We start from the raw sequence: 15389 nt of genomic DNA, 5'->3' as shown, positions 1-15389 counted from the left end.
TTCTGTTAAATTGACCTATAAACAAGTTTTACAACTATCGCTTACGATGTTTTTTACCGGCTTAGCCGGAACCTTTGGTTTGTTTTTTTACATTTTAAGTGAGTCTGGCTTATTTGAATATTAACATCTGTCACGATGCTGTACTGAGGGATGTACATTAAACGCTAGTTTTATTACCGACTGCGCTATCAGCAGAACAAGGGTTTGCCCGAAAGTCGTACCCAGCTCTTTGCCTGAGAGTTATTGCCGCCAGGATAAAGCGGCCTCGCGTCGTGGTGTGCGCGAATGAAAATTGATCTAACCGATCTTTTACTGAAGTTGTCAGCATTCTGGATGATATATCCGCTATAATCCCCCGCTTTCCGCACCACTATCCTTCTGAGTTCAGAGGCTAATCTTTATGACCTGGCACCAATTCAAACAAACTTATCTGATCAAATTCTGGTCACCGGTTCCGGCCGTGATCGCCGCAGGTATTCTTGCCACCTATTATTTCGGCATCACCGGTACTTTCTGGGCCGTCACCGGCGAATTTACCCGCTGGGGTGGACAGCTGCTGCAGCTGGCGGGCGTAAATACCGAAACCTGGGGCTACTACAAGCTTATCGGTCTTGAAGGTACGCCGTTGACGCGTATTGATGGCATGATGATTATCGGCATGTTCGGCGGCTGCTTTGCCGCGGCGCTGTGGGCGAATAACGTGAAGCTGCGTTTACCTAAAAGCCGCATTCGTATTTTGCAGGCGATTATTGGCGGTATGATTGCCGGTTTTGGGGCCCGTCTGGCGATGGGTTGTAATCTGGCGGCATTCTTTACCGGGATCCCTCAGTTCTCGCTACATGCCTGGTTTTTTGCCCTGGCGACCGCTATCGGTTCATGGTTCGGTGCGCGCTTCACGCTACTGCCTATGTTCCGTATTCCGGTGAAAATGGTCAAAGTCTCCGCCGCATCTCCGTTAACCCAAAGCCCTGATAAAGCGCGTCGTCGTTTCCGCCTGGGGATGCTGATTTTTGTCGGTATGATCAGCTGGGCACTATTCACGGCGGCGGGTAGCCCGAAACTGGGTCTGGCGATGCTGTTCGGCGTAGGTTTTGGTTTACTGATTGAACGTGCGCAGATTTGCTTTACCTCGGCCTTCCGCGACCTGTGGATCACCGGGCGCACGCAAATGGCGAAAGCGATTATCTTTGGCATGGCGGTTAGCGCCATCGGCATCTTCAGCTATGTGCAGTTGGGCGTTGCGCCAAAAATTATGTGGGCAGGGCCGAATGCCGTCATCGGCGGGTTGCTGTTCGGCTTTGGTATCGTGCTCGCCGGGGGCTGTGAAACCGGCTGGATGTATCGTGCGGTAGAAGGGCAGGTGCACTACTGGTGGGTTGGGCTGGGTAACGTCATTGGCTCAACGATTCTGGCTTATTACTGGGACGATATCTCCCCTGCGCTTGCGACCCATTGGGATAAAGTGAACCTGTTAACCACCTTTGGCCCGCTGGGCGGTCTGCTGGTGACTTACGGCCTGTTATTGCTTGCGCTGTTGCTGATTATCGGTTGGGAAAAACGCTTCTTCCGCCGCGCAGCGACCGCTAACGTTACCGCGAAGGAGAGTGTATGAGCGCGATAGTTCCTGATTACCGTCTGGATATGGTGGGGGAACCTTGTCCGTATCCCGCCGTGGCAACCCTTGAAGCGATGCCGCAGCTGAAAAAAGGCGAAATACTTGAAGTGGTCAGCGACTGTCCGCAGTCGATAAATAACATTCCGCTTGATGCCCAGAACCACGGTTACACCGTGCTGGATATCCAGCAAGATGGCCCAACCATTCGCTATTTGATTCAGAAATAAAACGACGCTCTCGCCGCTCGGCGAGAGCGTGGCTTTTTAACTGATGTCCTGAAAATGAATTAAACGTGCTGTAAAAAACGTAAAGCGCAATCATCAATCCTAAGCACAAATCACCTCCAATTGATTGTATTTAAAGGTATTTAGATAGCATCTTTTCTTTTAATAATTACCATCGCAAATGATTTACAAATAATCATTCCTCGCACAAATAATCAATTTAAAAAAGAAACAGCTTGTTAGAATTTCCTAAATAACTTCATAACCCATACAAAATGCAACCTGCCAAACTTAAACCTCCGCTCATTTTCTTTTTTATCCTTATTATCGTAATGGGTAATAATTTCATAATAAACAACGTGATAAAAAAAGCCGATTTAGATGCTAGCCTGGCCATTAATAGAGCCATAAGCAGTATTTCAATCGACGATCGCGATAACTTATTATTAGCAACTGCGCTATCTTTCGCGATTGCTGGTAACAAGTATCCGACCCCGACGACTGGCCGGGCCTATGGCAATGGCGATTTTGTGGGAACGAAAAAAACGCTGGACTTAAACGGTAACGTCATCAATAACATTGGTGGGATATTGCAAATAGCGACAGGTTTGAATAAGAGAATCGCGTTAACGAAATATTTTGTTCCGTTAGACCATAGCTTTTTGTTTGTGTTCTCAAAGGCTAAAGGCATTAACAAGGAGAAGCTAAAGTTACTTAACAATGCCCACTATAGCTTCATTCCCAAAATTTCTGTTTCACACAACTTAACAGCAAAAAGGTATGTGAGTGAGATTTATAAGGATGCGTTTACTGCGGAGAAAACCATCAGCACAATCCAACCGGTGATTGAAAACAACACTAACGCCATGACCAATAAACTCCTTGGCTATGTTGTGAGTGATTATACGCTGGATACCTTGAAAAAAATCATGCTCACAAACGGCATGCCGATTCATGAACAGATCATATTGCACAAGAAAACAAATAACATTGATCTGGCAAAGTCGGAGCAAGGCCTTTTCACCCCATGGACATCTCATGAGTTTATTTCTGATTCAGCCGTTTTAACAAAAACATCAATTAAATATGCTATTCTTAGCTGCATTAATAAGCTAATTGTTTTTAACATGATTTGCGTTATCGCTTTCATCATTGCGCTGTCAGGCATTAATCATGTTATTTCACTCAACAATGATATTGATGTTGACCTGTTGACGGGAGCGGTCTCAAAAAGAAAGGGTATGCATATATTGAAAAGAGCCATCGGCACCAACTCCATCATTGGTGTTATTGACGTGAACTCCTTTAAATACATCAATGATACCTATGGGCATTTAGTCGGCGATAAAATTCTTATCCTGATTTCCACAATTTTCTTAAAAAATATAAGGTCGCTGGATTCATTTATTCGAACGGGGGGCGATGAGTTTATCTTATTGCTGACTAAGACGGATATCAGACAGGCTGCCATAAGAATGAATCAACTTCTGGAAAAGATAAATCAGGATCACCATGTTGATGGCGAGTTAGTGAGCACCTCAATCAGCTTCGGCTTTGCTGAGCTAACTGAAAATATCGAGAAAAGCATTTCCGCCGCGGACAATGAGATGTATCGCTACAAAAAACTCCATTACACCACCCGCAAAGATAATGAAGATGCATTCGCCTGATGAGAGAACATCGCTGGGCGCAGCGTGCCGCCCAGTGAGTTAAGGGGCCAGATAAACCTGCGGCACCGCCGCCTGCGGGTGTTGGCTTAAACTGATATCCGCGCCGTACCAGCGCTGAATAACGGACTGTTGGATTACCTCACATGGCGTACCTTCGGCGACCAGTCTGCCTTGATGCAGGAGCAAAATCGTATCCGCCCACAATGCGGCAAGATTAAGATCGTGCAGCACGATGCACACGTGCAATCTTCCGGGGCGGGTAAGCTTTTTTAACAGCCGTAGTAAATGCTGCTGATAAAATAAATCCAGCGCCGACGTCGGTTCATCCAGAAACAGCCAGCCCTGCGGGCCGTCATCACACCATAACTGCGCCAGACTGCGTGCGAGCTGCACGCGTTGCTGCTCGCCGCCGGAGAGAGCAGGGTAGAGGCGACCCGCCAGATGAGTGCAGCCTGTCTCAGCCATCACGCGCTGAATTAGCGCCGAGTCCACCGCTGTACCCCACGGCGCGCGTCCCATGGCAATCACCGTTTCGACCGGCCAGTTAGCGTTAAGCTGTGTGCGTTGCAGCATTACCGCCCGGCGACGTGACAGGGCGTTTGCCGACCATTCGCCGAGTGCGCGACCCTCCATATACTGCTCGCCGCCATCCGGGGATAAAAAGCCGGTCAACAGGCGCAACAGTGTCGATTTTCCTGCGCCGTTCGGGCCAATCAGCGCGGTCACTTCGCCACGGCGCAACTGCACGGAAACGTCGTCAATAACCTGTCGCTTCCCGAGTCGTAGCGACAAAGAACGGGCGGAGTAAAGGTTATCCATGCGTTGACCTCTGCTGACGGAAAATAAGCCACAGGAACCACGGCGCGCCGAGCACGCTGGTGAGCAGTCCTACCGGCATTTCAGCGGGCGCGGCCACGGTGCGGGCGAGGGTATCGGCAATGAGCAGCAAAATGGCGCCCGCCAGAAGCGAGCCGGGAACCAGCCCACGGTGATCGGGCCCCAACCACATCCGCATCAGATGCGGCACCACCAGCCCGATAAACCCAATCACGCCGCTAATGGCAACCGCTGCCGCCACCAGCACCGCGCTACACAGCAGCAGAATGCGCTGAAGCAGACGGACATTGACGCCAAGATAATGCGCCTCTTCATCGCCTAATTGCAGCAAGTTAAGGCGGGCTGCCAGCCACCACACCACGAGGGATGATGGGATAATCAACGTCGCGGCAACCAGCAGCGTTGACCACTCTGCCTGCCCTAGGCTGCCCATACCCCACAGCGAAAGCTGACGCAGTTGCGCGTCATTACTGACCCACGACAGCATGCCAACCAGCGCGCCGCACAGGGCGTTAATCGCAATGCCGACTAACAGCAGGCGGGAGAGCGAACCGTCTCCCGCTTTGCTGAGGACGAAAATCACCGCCATCACCGCCAGGCTGCCGATAAACGCAGCCAGCATGGGCGCATACAGCGCCACCAGCGCCGGAACCGACAGCGGCAGCACCAGCCAAAAGGCCACCGCCAGCGCCGCGCCGCTGCTGATCCCCAGCAGGCCCGGGTCGGCCAGCGGATTGCGAAACAGCCCCTGCATCACGCAGCCGGAGAGCGCCAGCGCGCTCCCCACCAGCAGTGCCAGCAGGACTCGCGGTAGACGAATGGTGAGCCAGATATGGCGCAACACTTCATCGCCGGAGCTCCAAAGATTGGCAAGCGGCAGCCGCATGGCACCCAGCGTGGTGGCGAATAGCGTCAGGCCGACCAGCAAAATCACCATCAGCCACAGTTGCCGAGAGGCGCAGACAAACATCAGGGCAGTTGCTCCGCTTTTTGCCGCAGCTGCTGTAGCGCCTGCGGCGTGCGTGGGCCAAAGCCGAGCAGCGCCATATCATCCACCACCAGCACCTGCTTATTACGGCCCGCCGGTGTCTGTGCCAGACCCGGCAGCTTCCACAGCGATGCTTCACCGCCCATGCCTTTCAAACCTTCAGCGGAGATAACCACCAGATCTGGCAGGCTGGCGATGACGCCTTCCTGCGATATGGTGCGGTAATGGTCAAATCCCTGCATGGCGTTCTGTAATCCGGCAAGCTTGATAGCGCTGTCCGCCGCCGTTTGTTGACCAGCAACCATGGCACCGGAACCCCCGTGGCTGAGAATAAACAGCACGCGTTTATTCAGCGGCTGCGTCGGGATTTTTGCCATTTCAGCGTCCAGCGTCTGGCGCAGAGTTTCGCCCTGCGCCTGTTTACCTAACGCCTTAGCAATCACGCTCACTTTGCTGTCCATTGCCTCTGCGTTATATCCCCCGGGCACGCTGACCACCTTCACTTTGCTCTCCTGCACTTTCTGCAAGACCAGTGACGGCTGTGCCTGGCTGCTTGCGAGCACCAGCGTCGGGCGCAGCGAGAGAATGCCTTCGGTATTGAGCTGACGCAGATAACCGACGTCAGGCAGAGAGGTGGCTTCCGCTGGCCACTGGCTGGTGCTGTCGCGTGCGACGAGCGCCGACTGTGCCCCAAGGGCGTAGACAATCTCAGTGACGTCGCCTCCCAGCGTCACGACTCTCTCTTGGGGGGCCGCAAAAGCCAATAATGGCAGCGCGGCAATCAGGGCAAGCAGGCGTCTCATGCAGGCTGTCCTTCTGCGGTCAGTGCGTCAACCTGCGCCCGCCACTGCGCCTGCTCCGGTTGTCCTTCCGTGCGTTGGCCAAACAGCTGGGCAATCTGCGTCCCGTCTTTAGCAAACAGCTCAAGGCTTGTCACATGACCGTCGACGGTTGGCTTACGCGTGACCCAGCTTTCGGCAATGTGCTCTTCCATCAAATGAAGGGTAAAGGTCGGGTTGAAGATGTTCAGCCAGCCTTTCATCGGCACCACTTTTTCAATTTTACCGGTGAAGATCTGCACGCAGCCGGTGTTGCCGACGAACACCATGATCTCGTTAGCCTCCTGATGCGCGGCGTCAAGAACCTGCGCCAGTGCGCTGTTTGGCACTTTACAGGCGAGATCGTCGCCGACCAGTTCAAAGGTCTGCTGGCGGGTCAGATTATGGCGTTTCATCAACATGAAGAACTGGTGAACGTCGGTCATGGCGCGCCATTCTTGATCAACCGTCTGCGCATCGGCGGTCGTCGCTGTACTCACGGCCTCTTTGGCTTTCAATACCAGCGGTGCATTTTCGGCGCTCATAAAACGCTGTAAAACCTCGTCCCAGGCAGCGTTATCAGTGTTGTCGGTAGCATAGACCTTCAGCACCGCATCACCCTGATGGTCAAAGAATTGCATGCTCTGGCGTTCGCCGCGTGCGGTGGTTTCTTTCACATGGAATGCGCTCGCCCACTGATGTAAGAACAGGCGCAGGTCGAGCGCGCGCGGATTTAGCACCAGCCCAGCATGGCCGCTCAGGTGCTGATTGGTGAACGCACCCACCTGCTCGTGCACCGCATACTCGTTACGGCAGATGCATTTGGTTTCGCCCACGGCCTCCAGCGCACCCAGAATCTCGCGAACTTCGCCCTGCAAACGCTTCGCATCGTGGCCGACGCGAGCAAACGTCAGTTCGGCTTCGCTGATATTCATTAAACCTGCGATGTCGCGGGCGTATTTGCCTGGGTTTTGTTCTTTTAGCTCAAGCCAGCGCGTGTAGTGGTTCATTGTCTCTTCCTTCCAGATAATGGCCCGGCAAATTACCGGGCCGAGTGATTACCATTGATAGCTTACGAACAGTTTGCCGCTGCGGCCGTCCTGCGGAATGCCCTGCGGTGACCAGTACTCTTTATCGAATGCGTTGCCCAGCACCAGCGTAGTGGTCATGCCTTTGAGCGCCTGCTGTCCCTGATAGCTGACGTAGAAGTCGTTCACCGCGTAGCCCGGCTGCTTGCTATAAGTGCTGCTGACGTGCGTTGAACGGTCGGCAAAGGTGCCAATCCAGCCCACTGAGAAACCGCTATGCGCGACCGGAATATCCAGTTTGCTGGTAACGGTGTCCGGGTTAATACTGGAGATGTATTCCCCTGTCTCTGTATCTTTGCCGCGCGTACGGTTATAGGCCACGTCGAGGCTGAACAGGTCGGCGGTGTATTTGGTCATCACGTCCCAGCCCCAGATTTTGGCGTCAGGGACGTTATAAGACATGGTGGTTCGGGCGGCGAAATCGACGGTGGTCGAGATATAGTCTTTCGCTTTGGTATCAAAGTAGCTGGCTTTGAATTCCAGCGCGTCGTTGGACAGCATCAGGTTGTCAAAGCGCAGGCCGAAACCGTATTCCTGAGTTTCGTTGGTTTCCGGGCGCAGATTCGGGTTAGGCACCCAATAGTTAGTGTAGAAGCTGCCGATGGAGAAGTGCTTCTCATCGTTATACATCTCACCCATGGTTGGCGCGCGGAAGGCCTGTGCGTATGAACCAAACAGCATCAACCAATCGGTTGGGCTGATGGTCATGCCGCCGCGAGATGACCATTTATCGGTATCCACATCCGCATAGCCGTCGCTGCTGCCGCGATAGTTATCGTAGCGGGTACCGCCGAGTAAAGTGATGGGCAGGTCGCGTAAGGTGATTTCATCTTGTAACCAGCCGGAGCTGAAATCGATTTTGGCATCCGGGAAGCCGGTAGCCGCACCGCTTGGGCTCTGCTCCTGGCGATAGTACTCGCCGCCGTAGGTCAGCAGGTTTGAGGCAAACGAATCGCTGAACAAGCGGGTACGGTTTTCAACTTTCCCGCCTTTGGTGGTCTGCTCGCGGTACTCATTGGTGTTATCGAGATTTTGCGCGTTGATTCGGGCTTCCGACCAGTAGACTTTGGCATCGGCATTCAGCCAGTCGTTACCCTGTGGAGCGATTTTGTACGCCAGCTGTGCATCGCGCTGAATGGTTGAGCGGTCAACCATTGGGTTGCTGGTGGTGGAGGCTTCAATTTCCTGCGGATTTTTCGGTTCTTGCGCTTTATTGTTGTAGTAGCGGAAGGAGCCGGAGAGCGATTGCGCCTCGTCCATCTGCCACGTACCTTTCGCCAGCATATTGTTGATGGCTTCATCGTTAGGCGCGGTAGAACCGTCACTTTGTTTAAGATCGCCACGATCGCGGCTGGACCAGGCGACTAAACCGTCGAGGTTATCAGTACGACCAAAGGCGCTGGCGCCCATGCCCAGGCTATGATCGCCGGTAGCCCCCATGCCAAACACGCGGAAACCGCTGCTCTGGCCTTCCATCAACAGATCTTTCGCATCCACCGTGTCGTAAGAAATCACCCCGCCCAGCGCGCCGCTGCCGTAGAGCTGTGCCGATGGCCCGCGCACCACTTCAATACGCTTAATCAGCGCCGGATCGAGGAAGGTGCTGTTGAGGTGACCGGTATCGGTTCCCTGGCGTACGCCGTCGACCAACACCAGAACCCCGCGACGATCGTAACCGCGCATGTTGATGTCCTGACCGTTGGTGCGGCCCGTACCGCTGAGCATAATGCCCGGCACGCTACGCAGCAGATCCGCCGCCGAACTGGCGGTCTGGTTTTCAGGCGCAGAGGTATCGATAACGCTCACCATCATCGGCGCTTCAAAGGTACTACGCGCGTTGCCCGTCGCGGTGACGGTAAGGGTCTCTGTTTGAGCAAAAGCGCAAGCCGGGAGGAAACTACTGATGGTCAGCGCTAACAGTGAAGGGCGCAGCGGGGCGTATTGCAGGCGTAACATAACAACTCTCCATGAGAAATTGAAAAGCGCTTGCTGCCTGGGATAACCTGGGTGGCTGGCGGAATTGAAAACGTTTGAGTCTTTATTTAGTCAAAATGAGCTTGCCGGACTGCGTCTGACGAAGCAGATAGTGCTGATCGTTATGTTCAATTAGCACCCATCCTTCCTCACCAAGCAGCGCCTTACTCTTTATCATCGGCTTGGATCGAGAAGGGGAAAGCGGCGCATTTTCTTTTTTTATTGCTGCCGGGGATTCGTGCATATTGTCGTCACTCGCCATAAAATGATGATGAAATGTAACTATCGAGAATGATTATCGTTAGGATAAGCATTCGCATCAAGAACTTTTTCGTAAATCTGTGTCTAAGGCGAAATTAGCGATGAACAAGCAAAATTTTGCTTTAAAACTCGCGGTTTTGTTCTGATTTGTTCTTTTAACTGAGGCAGTAAATTTCGCTTAGAGAGCGACGATGCTGCGATTATCGACCGATCGAGCATCACGGGATGCTCCCCGGCAGCGAAATTTTGCACAGTGCGTTACATGAAGTTAACAATTGTGTCGGCAAGTCGTGGGATAATGCGCCTGCATTTCGCGCTTTAAATGTGTATTATTAATGCATCTTTATTGGTGAGGAACAGGCAATGGCAGGCAAACGCATCGACCGTGAAAAACGGACAATCCGCAGCATGGTGAAACTCTATCAGCACCGCTGCCCGGATGCGCTGGCGGATGCCGCACACTATCAGGCGCTTAACGACTACGCCGATAAACGGCTGGATAAATGTGTGTTTGGTGAAGACAAGCCCGCCTGCAAGCAGTGCCCGGTACATTGCTATCAACCCGCTAAGCGTGAAGAGATGAAGCAGATCATGCGCTGGGCGGGGCCACGAATGCTCTGGCGCCACCCGATCCTCACCCTGCGCCACCTGATAGATGACCGCCGCCCCGTTCCAGAATTACCGGAAAAATATCGGCCGAAAAAATAGCGCTTACACGGTGCGGCAGTGGCGTCGATATTCCGAGGGCGACCGGGCCGTATGCTTGCGAAAAATTCGGCAGAAATAGTTGCTGTCCTCAAAGCCGCAGTGGTGGGCAATTTCTTTGATTTTCATCTCATAGCCGCGCAGTAATTTCTTCGCCAGCTCCAGACGCACGGCGGTCAGATACTCGTTAAAACCCACGGTGCTGGACTTCTGAAACAGATGGGACAGGTAGTTTGGCGTGATGTGGAATTTCTTCGCCACCGTCTCCCGGCTTAACGCTTCGGCCGCATGCTCATCAATATATTCCCGAATCGCCATAAACAGCTCTTTACTCTTGCTGACCGTATCTGCGAGATGCGTGAGCTGGTCAATGCAGTGGCTCAGTAAACCACTCAGCACTATCTGCGCCGTGGGCATTACCGGGCGGATCGCCAGCTCGTTCATCGCCAGCAGCAGATACGACCCGACCCGTGGCCCCAGGCGCGCGACGTGCTGCTTGCGGATCTCAACAAATTTTTCGCCATCAAAGCGTTGCAGGCTAAAGCCCAGTTTTTGTTTGCTGAACAGAATGCTTAATGTGCTCGCTGGCCCCTGCCAGTGCGGGGCGTTCCAGCGGCCGCTGGGGATATACAACGCCTGGAGTGGGGTAAGCGGTGCGCTCAGACAACCATCCGCCAGTTCGCCCTCCAGCACAATCTCAAGCCGTGGAAACGGTACGCTCATCGCCAGCTCGGATGCGGGCTGGGCGGTTTGTGGAAAACGAACGACAAGGTCACCTTGCTGAGCCAATAACTGCTCTAACACGGCAACCAGGGAGTGCTCTGACATGCTCATGTCCTGGTTATTATTCTGGATTATGAATCTCATCACACTTTATTTTGCTGCACACAAAAATCCAGTGTTGTGTAGCTATCTCATACAGAAAGCCACTCCGCTGTGCAGTAACTTTTCATACATGTTGTGAAATAGTTAACAAAAGAGAGGCGATATGGACAAGCAAGCGGCATTCTGGCTGGAAGCATTGGGCGCCAACGGCGAACTGTCAGCCACCATGAAACATGAACTCGACACTCAGGGCTACACCATTGTCCACGGCATTGCCGATGCCGACTGGCTGACGGCAATACGTGAACGAATTGATTATCTGGTCGAGAAAGAAGGGGAGAATCTGGCGGTTGAACACCATCAGGAGGAGACGGCGACGCGGGTCGCCAATCTGGTGAATAAAGGCGTGGTGTGGGAAAAGGTGTGGGCGCATCCGCTGGTGCTATCAGCGTGTCGCTATATCTTCGACGGTGAGTTCAAAATCTCCAGCCTTAACGCCCGTGAAGCGCTGTACAACGGCGGCCACCAGCCGCTGCATGCCGACTGGAAAAAGCCACGCCCGGACTTTCCCAAGGTTCACCTGGTCAACACCATCTGGGCGATTGACGATCTGTACGCCGCCAACGGTGCGCCACGGATCATCCCCGCCACCCATTTGCGCCCGGAACTGCCGGAAGATGTGTTAGACGATGTGGGTCTGCCGCACCCGGATGAGGTGATTTTTGAAGCCCCGGCGGGCAGCGTGATGATCTATAACGCCCACGCCTGGCACGGCGGCACTACCAACCGCGAAGGCTCGCGCCGCCGCGTGCTGCACGGGTTGTATATCGACCGGGCAGATACCGCCCAGCAAGACCAGCGCCGCTGGCTGACGCCAGAAACGGCGAGCCGTTTAACGCCTGCGCAGAAGTGGTTGCTGGATGTGGAATAACGCCATGCATTAGCGTTTTTTGTAGGCCCGATAAGCGTAGCGCCATCGGGCAATTTGTTGCGCCGTGCCGGATGGCGGCGTAAACGCCTTATCCGGCCTACCGGTTTTATGCAGGTCTAGCCTCCTATTACTACCCGATACCCCGCCCGCTCCACCATCGCCTGAATCGGCGCAATCTCCTCGGGCTCCGGCGCTTTTATCCCCGCCATTGCCCACTCGCGCTCCAGCAGAGAATACTTCGGCTCGCCGTACTGATGGAACGGCAGCAGATGCACTTCCTCAACCGCTAGCGGTGCCAGAAACGCCAGAATCTGCGCGACGTTCTCGGTGCTGAGGGTGTAACCGGGGATCAGCGGCAGCCGCGGAATGACCTTAATCCCTTCCGCGACCAGCAGACGAAAATTCTCCAGCACCCGCGGCTGATTCATACTCAGCACCTGCCGCGCTTTTTCTGTCTCCATGATTTTTAAATCAAACAGCACCTCGTCGCAGGCCTGTGCCAGCGGCAGCAGGCGGCGAGGGGAGGTGTCGCCGGCGGTTTCGATGGCGGTGCGGATCCCCCACTGCTTCAGGCGCTGTAAAAAGCGGGTCGCAAACTCGGCCTGCATCAGCACTTCACCGCCGGAAAGCGTCACGCCGCCGCCGGATGCGCGAAAAAACACCTCATCTTTCAGTACTTCCCGCTCCAGCTCATCCAGCGTGACATCGCGACCGATTTGTTCCCACGCCCCTGACGGGCATTCGACCGCATCTTGTTGGCAGGTGGCGCAATGTAAGCATTTACTCTCCCGGCGCACGGTCTCAATTTTCGGCGACAGGGATTCCGGGTTGGCGCACCACGGGCAGGAGTGTGGGCAGCCTTTGAAAAAGACCACTGTGCGGATACCGTGACCATCGTTTAACGAATAGCGCTGGATATTGAAAATGCGCGCCGTGTCGGCGCGCGTCTCAATCACCTCACAGCTGATGCGCGGTGCGGCGGATAATGTCATCCTGAATCTCCTTCGACAGCTCGACAAAGAAGGCGCTGTAGCCCGCGACGCGTACCACCAGCCCGGCGAAATCCTGGGGACGTTGCTGCGCTTCGCGCAGGGTCTCGGCGTTTACCACGTTGAACTGAATATGCTGCAATTTCAGCTTGGTAAAGGCGTGCAGGAAGTCCGCCAGTTTATTGAGTCCGCTTTCTCCTTCAAGCGTTGCCGGGGTGAACTTGACGTTCAGCAGCGTGCCGTTGGAAAGCAAATAGTTATCGAGCTTACTGACCGACTTTAAGACCGCCGTCGGCCCCTGACCATCCTGACCGACCATCGGTGACAGGCCGCCATCTGCCAGCTGTTCCCCGGCAAATCGCCCGTCCGGCGTCGCGCCGACGACTGAGCCCAGCGGTACGTGGGCGGAGACGGTATATGACCCCGGCGTAAACTGGCCGCCGCGAGGGTTGCGGTAGTTCTCCACCTCTTTGCAGTAAAAACGCAGCAGATCGGCGCTGATATTGTCGACATCGTCAATATCATTGCCGTACTTCTCAAAGCGGTTAATCAAACGGGCACGAACCTTTTCGCCATCTGGCGTGGCGAAGTTGGCTTTCAGCACCGCCAGCAGTTCGTCAAAGCTCATGCGCTGTTGGTCAAACACCATGCCTTTCAGGGCGTGGAGTGAATCGCTGAGGTTAGCGATACCAATTCCCTGCACACCGGAGAAGTTATAGCGCGCGCCGCCTTCGGTAATGTCTTTGCCGTTAGCGATACAGTCTTCAACAAAAGAGGAGAGCAGCGGCACCGGTGCCCAGTCGCGGTGGCCGATATCGCAGATATTGCTGCCTTCGACCATCAGCTTAATGTAGTGACGAATTTTGTCGCGAATGCTCGCCAGCAGGCCATCATAGGTGATTTGGCTATCACCTTCGTGCTCCAGCATCACGATTTCCATCACCTTCAGCAGGTTAAACATCGCGATGTCGTGCAGCCCATAGGTGCGACCGGGAATCGACAGCTCCACGCAGCCCACCACCGCGTAGTCGCGGGCATCTTCCAGCGACACGCCGCGGTTGAGGAACGCCGGAACCACCACCTCATCGTTGAAAATCTGCGGAATGCCGGTGCCGAGGCGCACGGTTTCGGCGGTTTTACGCAGGAACGGGCGGTCAATCAGTTCGTTAACGCGAACGCCGAGATTCGGCTGCGGCAGGCGCACGTTCTGATAGGCATCAAGGCAGGCGAAGGAGAGGACGTTGACCGCGCTGCGCCCGTTTTCGGTCAGGCCGCCGAGCAGGGCGGTATAACCCGTCGGGAAACCGGCAAAATAGCGCGCACTGCTGGTGGAACGCAGCAGTACGATATCGTTGCACTTCACCCACAGCGATTCCAGCAGCTCCTGCATAAACGCCGGGTCTTCCCCGTGGTTCAGCGACGCCTGCCAGAACGGCAGCATGTACTGGTCAAAGCGGCCAAGCGAGATGGAACTGGCGTTGGATTCGTATTGCAAAATGATGTTCATGTACCAGAAAAGCTGGCAGGCCTGGCCGAAATTCTGCGGTTTTTGTCCGGCGTTGTGGCGGGATATTTGGGCGATAGTTTCCAGCTCCTGACGGCGCTGCGGGTTATCGCAAACGGCCGCCATCTCATCGGCAAGTGCTGCGTAGCGCAGAATATGGCGCTGGGAGGCTTCGAGTAAAATCAGCACCGCCTGATAAAACACGTTTTCCGGCTGCTGGCGCAGGTGATCGCGCATCTCGATAATCAGCGCATCCAGGCCGTTACCCAGCAGGCGAGGGTAGTCGATGATGATGTGGCCCTGGCCTTTATCGGTCTGGTTGACGCTAAAAATCTGCGTGCTGACGGCGGCTTTCACCTCGTCGGTCATCTGCGCGTTGATGAAATCCTTCATCGAGCGCTTTTCCCAGTAGGGGAACAGCTCCTCGCGGTACAGTCGGCGATCGTCATCGCTGATGTTAAAGCGATCCTGCGGACGGCTCGCAAACTGGTCCAGCTCTTTTAGCAGCCAGTATGGGTCCATCTCGGGAGACATAATTCCGGCGCGCGGCTTGATGGTGCGGTTCCCGGCAATCAGTTCGTCGTCGCGAATGCTGATGGCGACGTTATCGAGAATATGGGCAGTCGCTTTGGCGCGGCGAATAATCACCGGCTCGCCTTCGGTCTGGCGATGGCTTTCGGTATAGAGCACGGCGCGCTCAAGCGAGATTTCACGCGGATTGGCAAAGAGGGCGTCTTTCAGGCGCTGGATTCGAGTCGTCATTGTGCGGGCTCCCTATGGATTAACCTGACGTTTGTTATGGGATCTACGTTAGGCAAATGCGCGGGCGGGAGACAGTAGAGAATGGGGTGATTTACTGGATTATTGTGATCAAAAATGAAAAATGGGGTCTAAGTTTTGTCTGGGTGATATTCCCGGCGGCGCTGCGCTTGGCCGGGCTACGCTTGTGGGGATGATTTC

14 protein-coding genes are annotated in these 15389 nt (G+C 54.4%); 5 read left to right on the top strand and 9 right to left on the bottom strand.

Annotated elements, in window-relative coordinates; all coding sequences use genetic code 11:
* Positions 1-400 precede the first annotated feature (400 nt).
* The 3 genes from yedE (at position 401) to ACIPDS_RS06230 (ending at position 3509) form a co-directional block, all read left to right on the top strand.
* A complete protein-coding gene (gene yedE / locus ACIPDS_RS06240; RefSeq protein WP_400733825.1) occupies positions 401-1612 on the top strand; it encodes a selenium metabolism membrane protein YedE/FdhT in 1212 nt (403 codons plus the stop codon).
* Positions 1609-1842 (top strand): sulfurtransferase-like selenium metabolism protein YedF, encoded by a 234-nt coding sequence (yedF, locus tag ACIPDS_RS06235; protein ID WP_166515795.1) that lies wholly within the window; start codon positions 1609-1611, stop codon positions 1840-1842. The genes yedE and yedF overlap by 4 nt, the downstream gene beginning before the upstream one ends.
* A gap of 272 nt (positions 1843-2114) precedes the next feature.
* A complete protein-coding gene (locus tag ACIPDS_RS06230; protein WP_400733822.1) occupies positions 2115-3509 on the top strand; it encodes a diguanylate cyclase domain-containing protein in 1395 nt (464 codons plus the stop codon).
* Between the two features lie 39 nt (positions 3510-3548).
* On the opposite strand, the gene ACIPDS_RS06225 is transcribed toward ACIPDS_RS06230, so the two are convergent.
* The 6 genes from ACIPDS_RS06225 to hemP all read right to left on the bottom strand — a co-directional run bounded on the left by ACIPDS_RS06225 (position 3549) and on the right by hemP (position 9476).
* Complete coding sequence (locus tag ACIPDS_RS06225; protein ID WP_400733820.1) at positions 3549-4328, bottom strand: heme ABC transporter ATP-binding protein; 780 nt, start codon at positions 4326-4328, stop codon at positions 3549-3551.
* Positions 4321-5316, bottom strand: a complete 996-nt coding sequence (locus tag ACIPDS_RS06220; RefSeq protein WP_400733817.1) for a FecCD family ABC transporter permease — start codon at positions 5314-5316, stop codon at positions 4321-4323. The genes ACIPDS_RS06225 and ACIPDS_RS06220 overlap by 8 nt, the downstream gene beginning before the upstream one ends.
* Entirely contained in the window at positions 5316-6137 is an 822-nt protein-coding gene (locus tag ACIPDS_RS06215) for a hemin ABC transporter substrate-binding protein (RefSeq protein ID WP_400733815.1), read from the bottom strand. The genes ACIPDS_RS06220 and ACIPDS_RS06215 overlap by 1 nt, the downstream gene beginning before the upstream one ends.
* The gene (locus ACIPDS_RS06210) at positions 6134-7162 is read right to left on the bottom strand and encodes a hemin-degrading factor (protein ID WP_400733812.1); all 1029 of its coding nucleotides are present in this window, start codon (positions 7160-7162) and stop codon (positions 6134-6136) included. The genes ACIPDS_RS06215 and ACIPDS_RS06210 overlap by 4 nt, the downstream gene beginning before the upstream one ends.
* Before the next feature lie 48 nt (positions 7163-7210).
* Entirely contained in the window at positions 7211-9196 is a 1986-nt protein-coding gene (locus ACIPDS_RS06205) for a TonB-dependent hemoglobin/transferrin/lactoferrin family receptor (protein WP_400733809.1), read from the bottom strand.
* Positions 9197-9278: 82 nt separating this feature from the next.
* Positions 9279-9476, bottom strand: coding sequence for a hemin uptake protein HemP (gene hemP / locus ACIPDS_RS06200; RefSeq protein ID WP_166515802.1), 198 nt, complete (start codon positions 9474-9476; stop codon positions 9279-9281).
* 362 nt (positions 9477-9838) lie between these two features.
* On the opposite strand from hemP, the gene ACIPDS_RS06195 reads away from it, so the two are divergent.
* Complete coding sequence (locus tag ACIPDS_RS06195; RefSeq protein WP_400733805.1) at positions 9839-10183, top strand: nitrous oxide-stimulated promoter family protein; 345 nt, start codon at positions 9839-9841, stop codon at positions 10181-10183.
* Positions 10184-10186: 3 nt separating this feature from the next.
* On the opposite strand, the gene ACIPDS_RS06190 is transcribed toward ACIPDS_RS06195, so the two are convergent.
* Positions 10187-11008: a helix-turn-helix transcriptional regulator gene (locus ACIPDS_RS06190; RefSeq protein ID WP_400733802.1), complete on the bottom strand. Its 822-nt coding sequence runs from the start codon at positions 11006-11008 to the stop codon at positions 10187-10189.
* A gap of 160 nt (positions 11009-11168) precedes the next feature.
* On the opposite strand from ACIPDS_RS06190, the gene ACIPDS_RS06185 reads away from it, so the two are divergent.
* Positions 11169-11936 (top strand): phytanoyl-CoA dioxygenase family protein, encoded by a 768-nt coding sequence (locus ACIPDS_RS06185; protein ID WP_400733800.1) that lies wholly within the window; start codon positions 11169-11171, stop codon positions 11934-11936.
* Between the two features lie 116 nt (positions 11937-12052).
* Here the strand turns inward: ACIPDS_RS06185 and ACIPDS_RS06180 are convergent, their stop codons facing one another.
* Both ACIPDS_RS06180 and ACIPDS_RS06175 read right to left on the bottom strand, forming a co-directional pair.
* Positions 12053-12928 (bottom strand): [formate-C-acetyltransferase]-activating enzyme, encoded by an 876-nt coding sequence (locus ACIPDS_RS06180; RefSeq protein ID WP_400733798.1) that lies wholly within the window; start codon positions 12926-12928, stop codon positions 12053-12055.
* On the bottom strand, positions 12894-15191 hold the full coding sequence (locus ACIPDS_RS06175) for a formate C-acetyltransferase (RefSeq protein ID WP_400733796.1): 2298 nt from the start codon (positions 15189-15191) through the stop codon (positions 12894-12896). Before ACIPDS_RS06175 ends, ACIPDS_RS06180 begins: the two co-directional genes overlap by 35 nt.
* Positions 15192-15389: the final 198 nt, after the last annotated feature.

This window comes from Kluyvera sp. NPDC087067 (assembly GCF_044745165.1).
In the GTDB taxonomy this organism is placed as follows: domain Bacteria; phylum Pseudomonadota; class Gammaproteobacteria; order Enterobacterales; family Enterobacteriaceae; genus Kluyvera.
Note: the sequence above shows the minus strand (reverse complement) of the source record. Positions and strands in the feature narration are given on the sequence as shown.

Bases quoted from the DNA above. Each gene is read 5' to 3' on its own strand.
- ACIPDS_RS06180 (WP_400733798.1), bottom strand. From the start codon at position 12,928: ATGACATTATCCGCCGCACCGCGCATCAGCTGTGAGGTGATTGAGACG.
- ACIPDS_RS06175 (WP_400733796.1), bottom strand. From the start codon at position 15,191: ATGACGACTCGAATCCAGCGCCTGAAAGACGCCCTCTTTGCCAATCCG.
- ACIPDS_RS06215 (WP_400733815.1), bottom strand. From the start codon at position 6,137: ATGAGACGCCTGCTTGCCCTGATTGCCGCGCTGCCATTATTGGCTTTT.
- ACIPDS_RS06210 (WP_400733812.1), bottom strand. From the start codon at position 7,162: ATGAACCACTACACGCGCTGGCTTGAGCTAAAAGAACAAAACCCAGGC.
- ACIPDS_RS06190 (WP_400733802.1), bottom strand. From the start codon at position 11,008: ATGTCAGAGCACTCCCTGGTTGCCGTGTTAGAGCAGTTATTGGCTCAG.
- hemP (WP_166515802.1), bottom strand. From the start codon at position 9,476: ATGGCGAGTGACGACAATATGCACGAATCCCCGGCAGCAATAAAAAAA.
- ACIPDS_RS06185 (WP_400733800.1), top strand. From the start codon at position 11,169: ATGGACAAGCAAGCGGCATTCTGGCTGGAAGCATTGGGCGCCAACGGC.
- yedE (WP_400733825.1), top strand. From the start codon at position 401: ATGACCTGGCACCAATTCAAACAAACTTATCTGATCAAATTCTGGTCA.
- ACIPDS_RS06225 (WP_400733820.1), bottom strand. From the start codon at position 4,328: ATGGATAACCTTTACTCCGCCCGTTCTTTGTCGCTACGACTCGGGAAG.
- yedF (WP_166515795.1), top strand. From the start codon at position 1,609: ATGAGCGCGATAGTTCCTGATTACCGTCTGGATATGGTGGGGGAACCT.
- ACIPDS_RS06195 (WP_400733805.1), top strand. From the start codon at position 9,839: ATGGCAGGCAAACGCATCGACCGTGAAAAACGGACAATCCGCAGCATG.
- ACIPDS_RS06230 (WP_400733822.1), top strand. From the start codon at position 2,115: ATGCAACCTGCCAAACTTAAACCTCCGCTCATTTTCTTTTTTATCCTT.
- ACIPDS_RS06205 (WP_400733809.1), bottom strand. From the start codon at position 9,196: ATGTTACGCCTGCAATACGCCCCGCTGCGCCCTTCACTGTTAGCGCTG.
- ACIPDS_RS06220 (WP_400733817.1), bottom strand. From the start codon at position 5,316: ATGTTTGTCTGCGCCTCTCGGCAACTGTGGCTGATGGTGATTTTGCTG.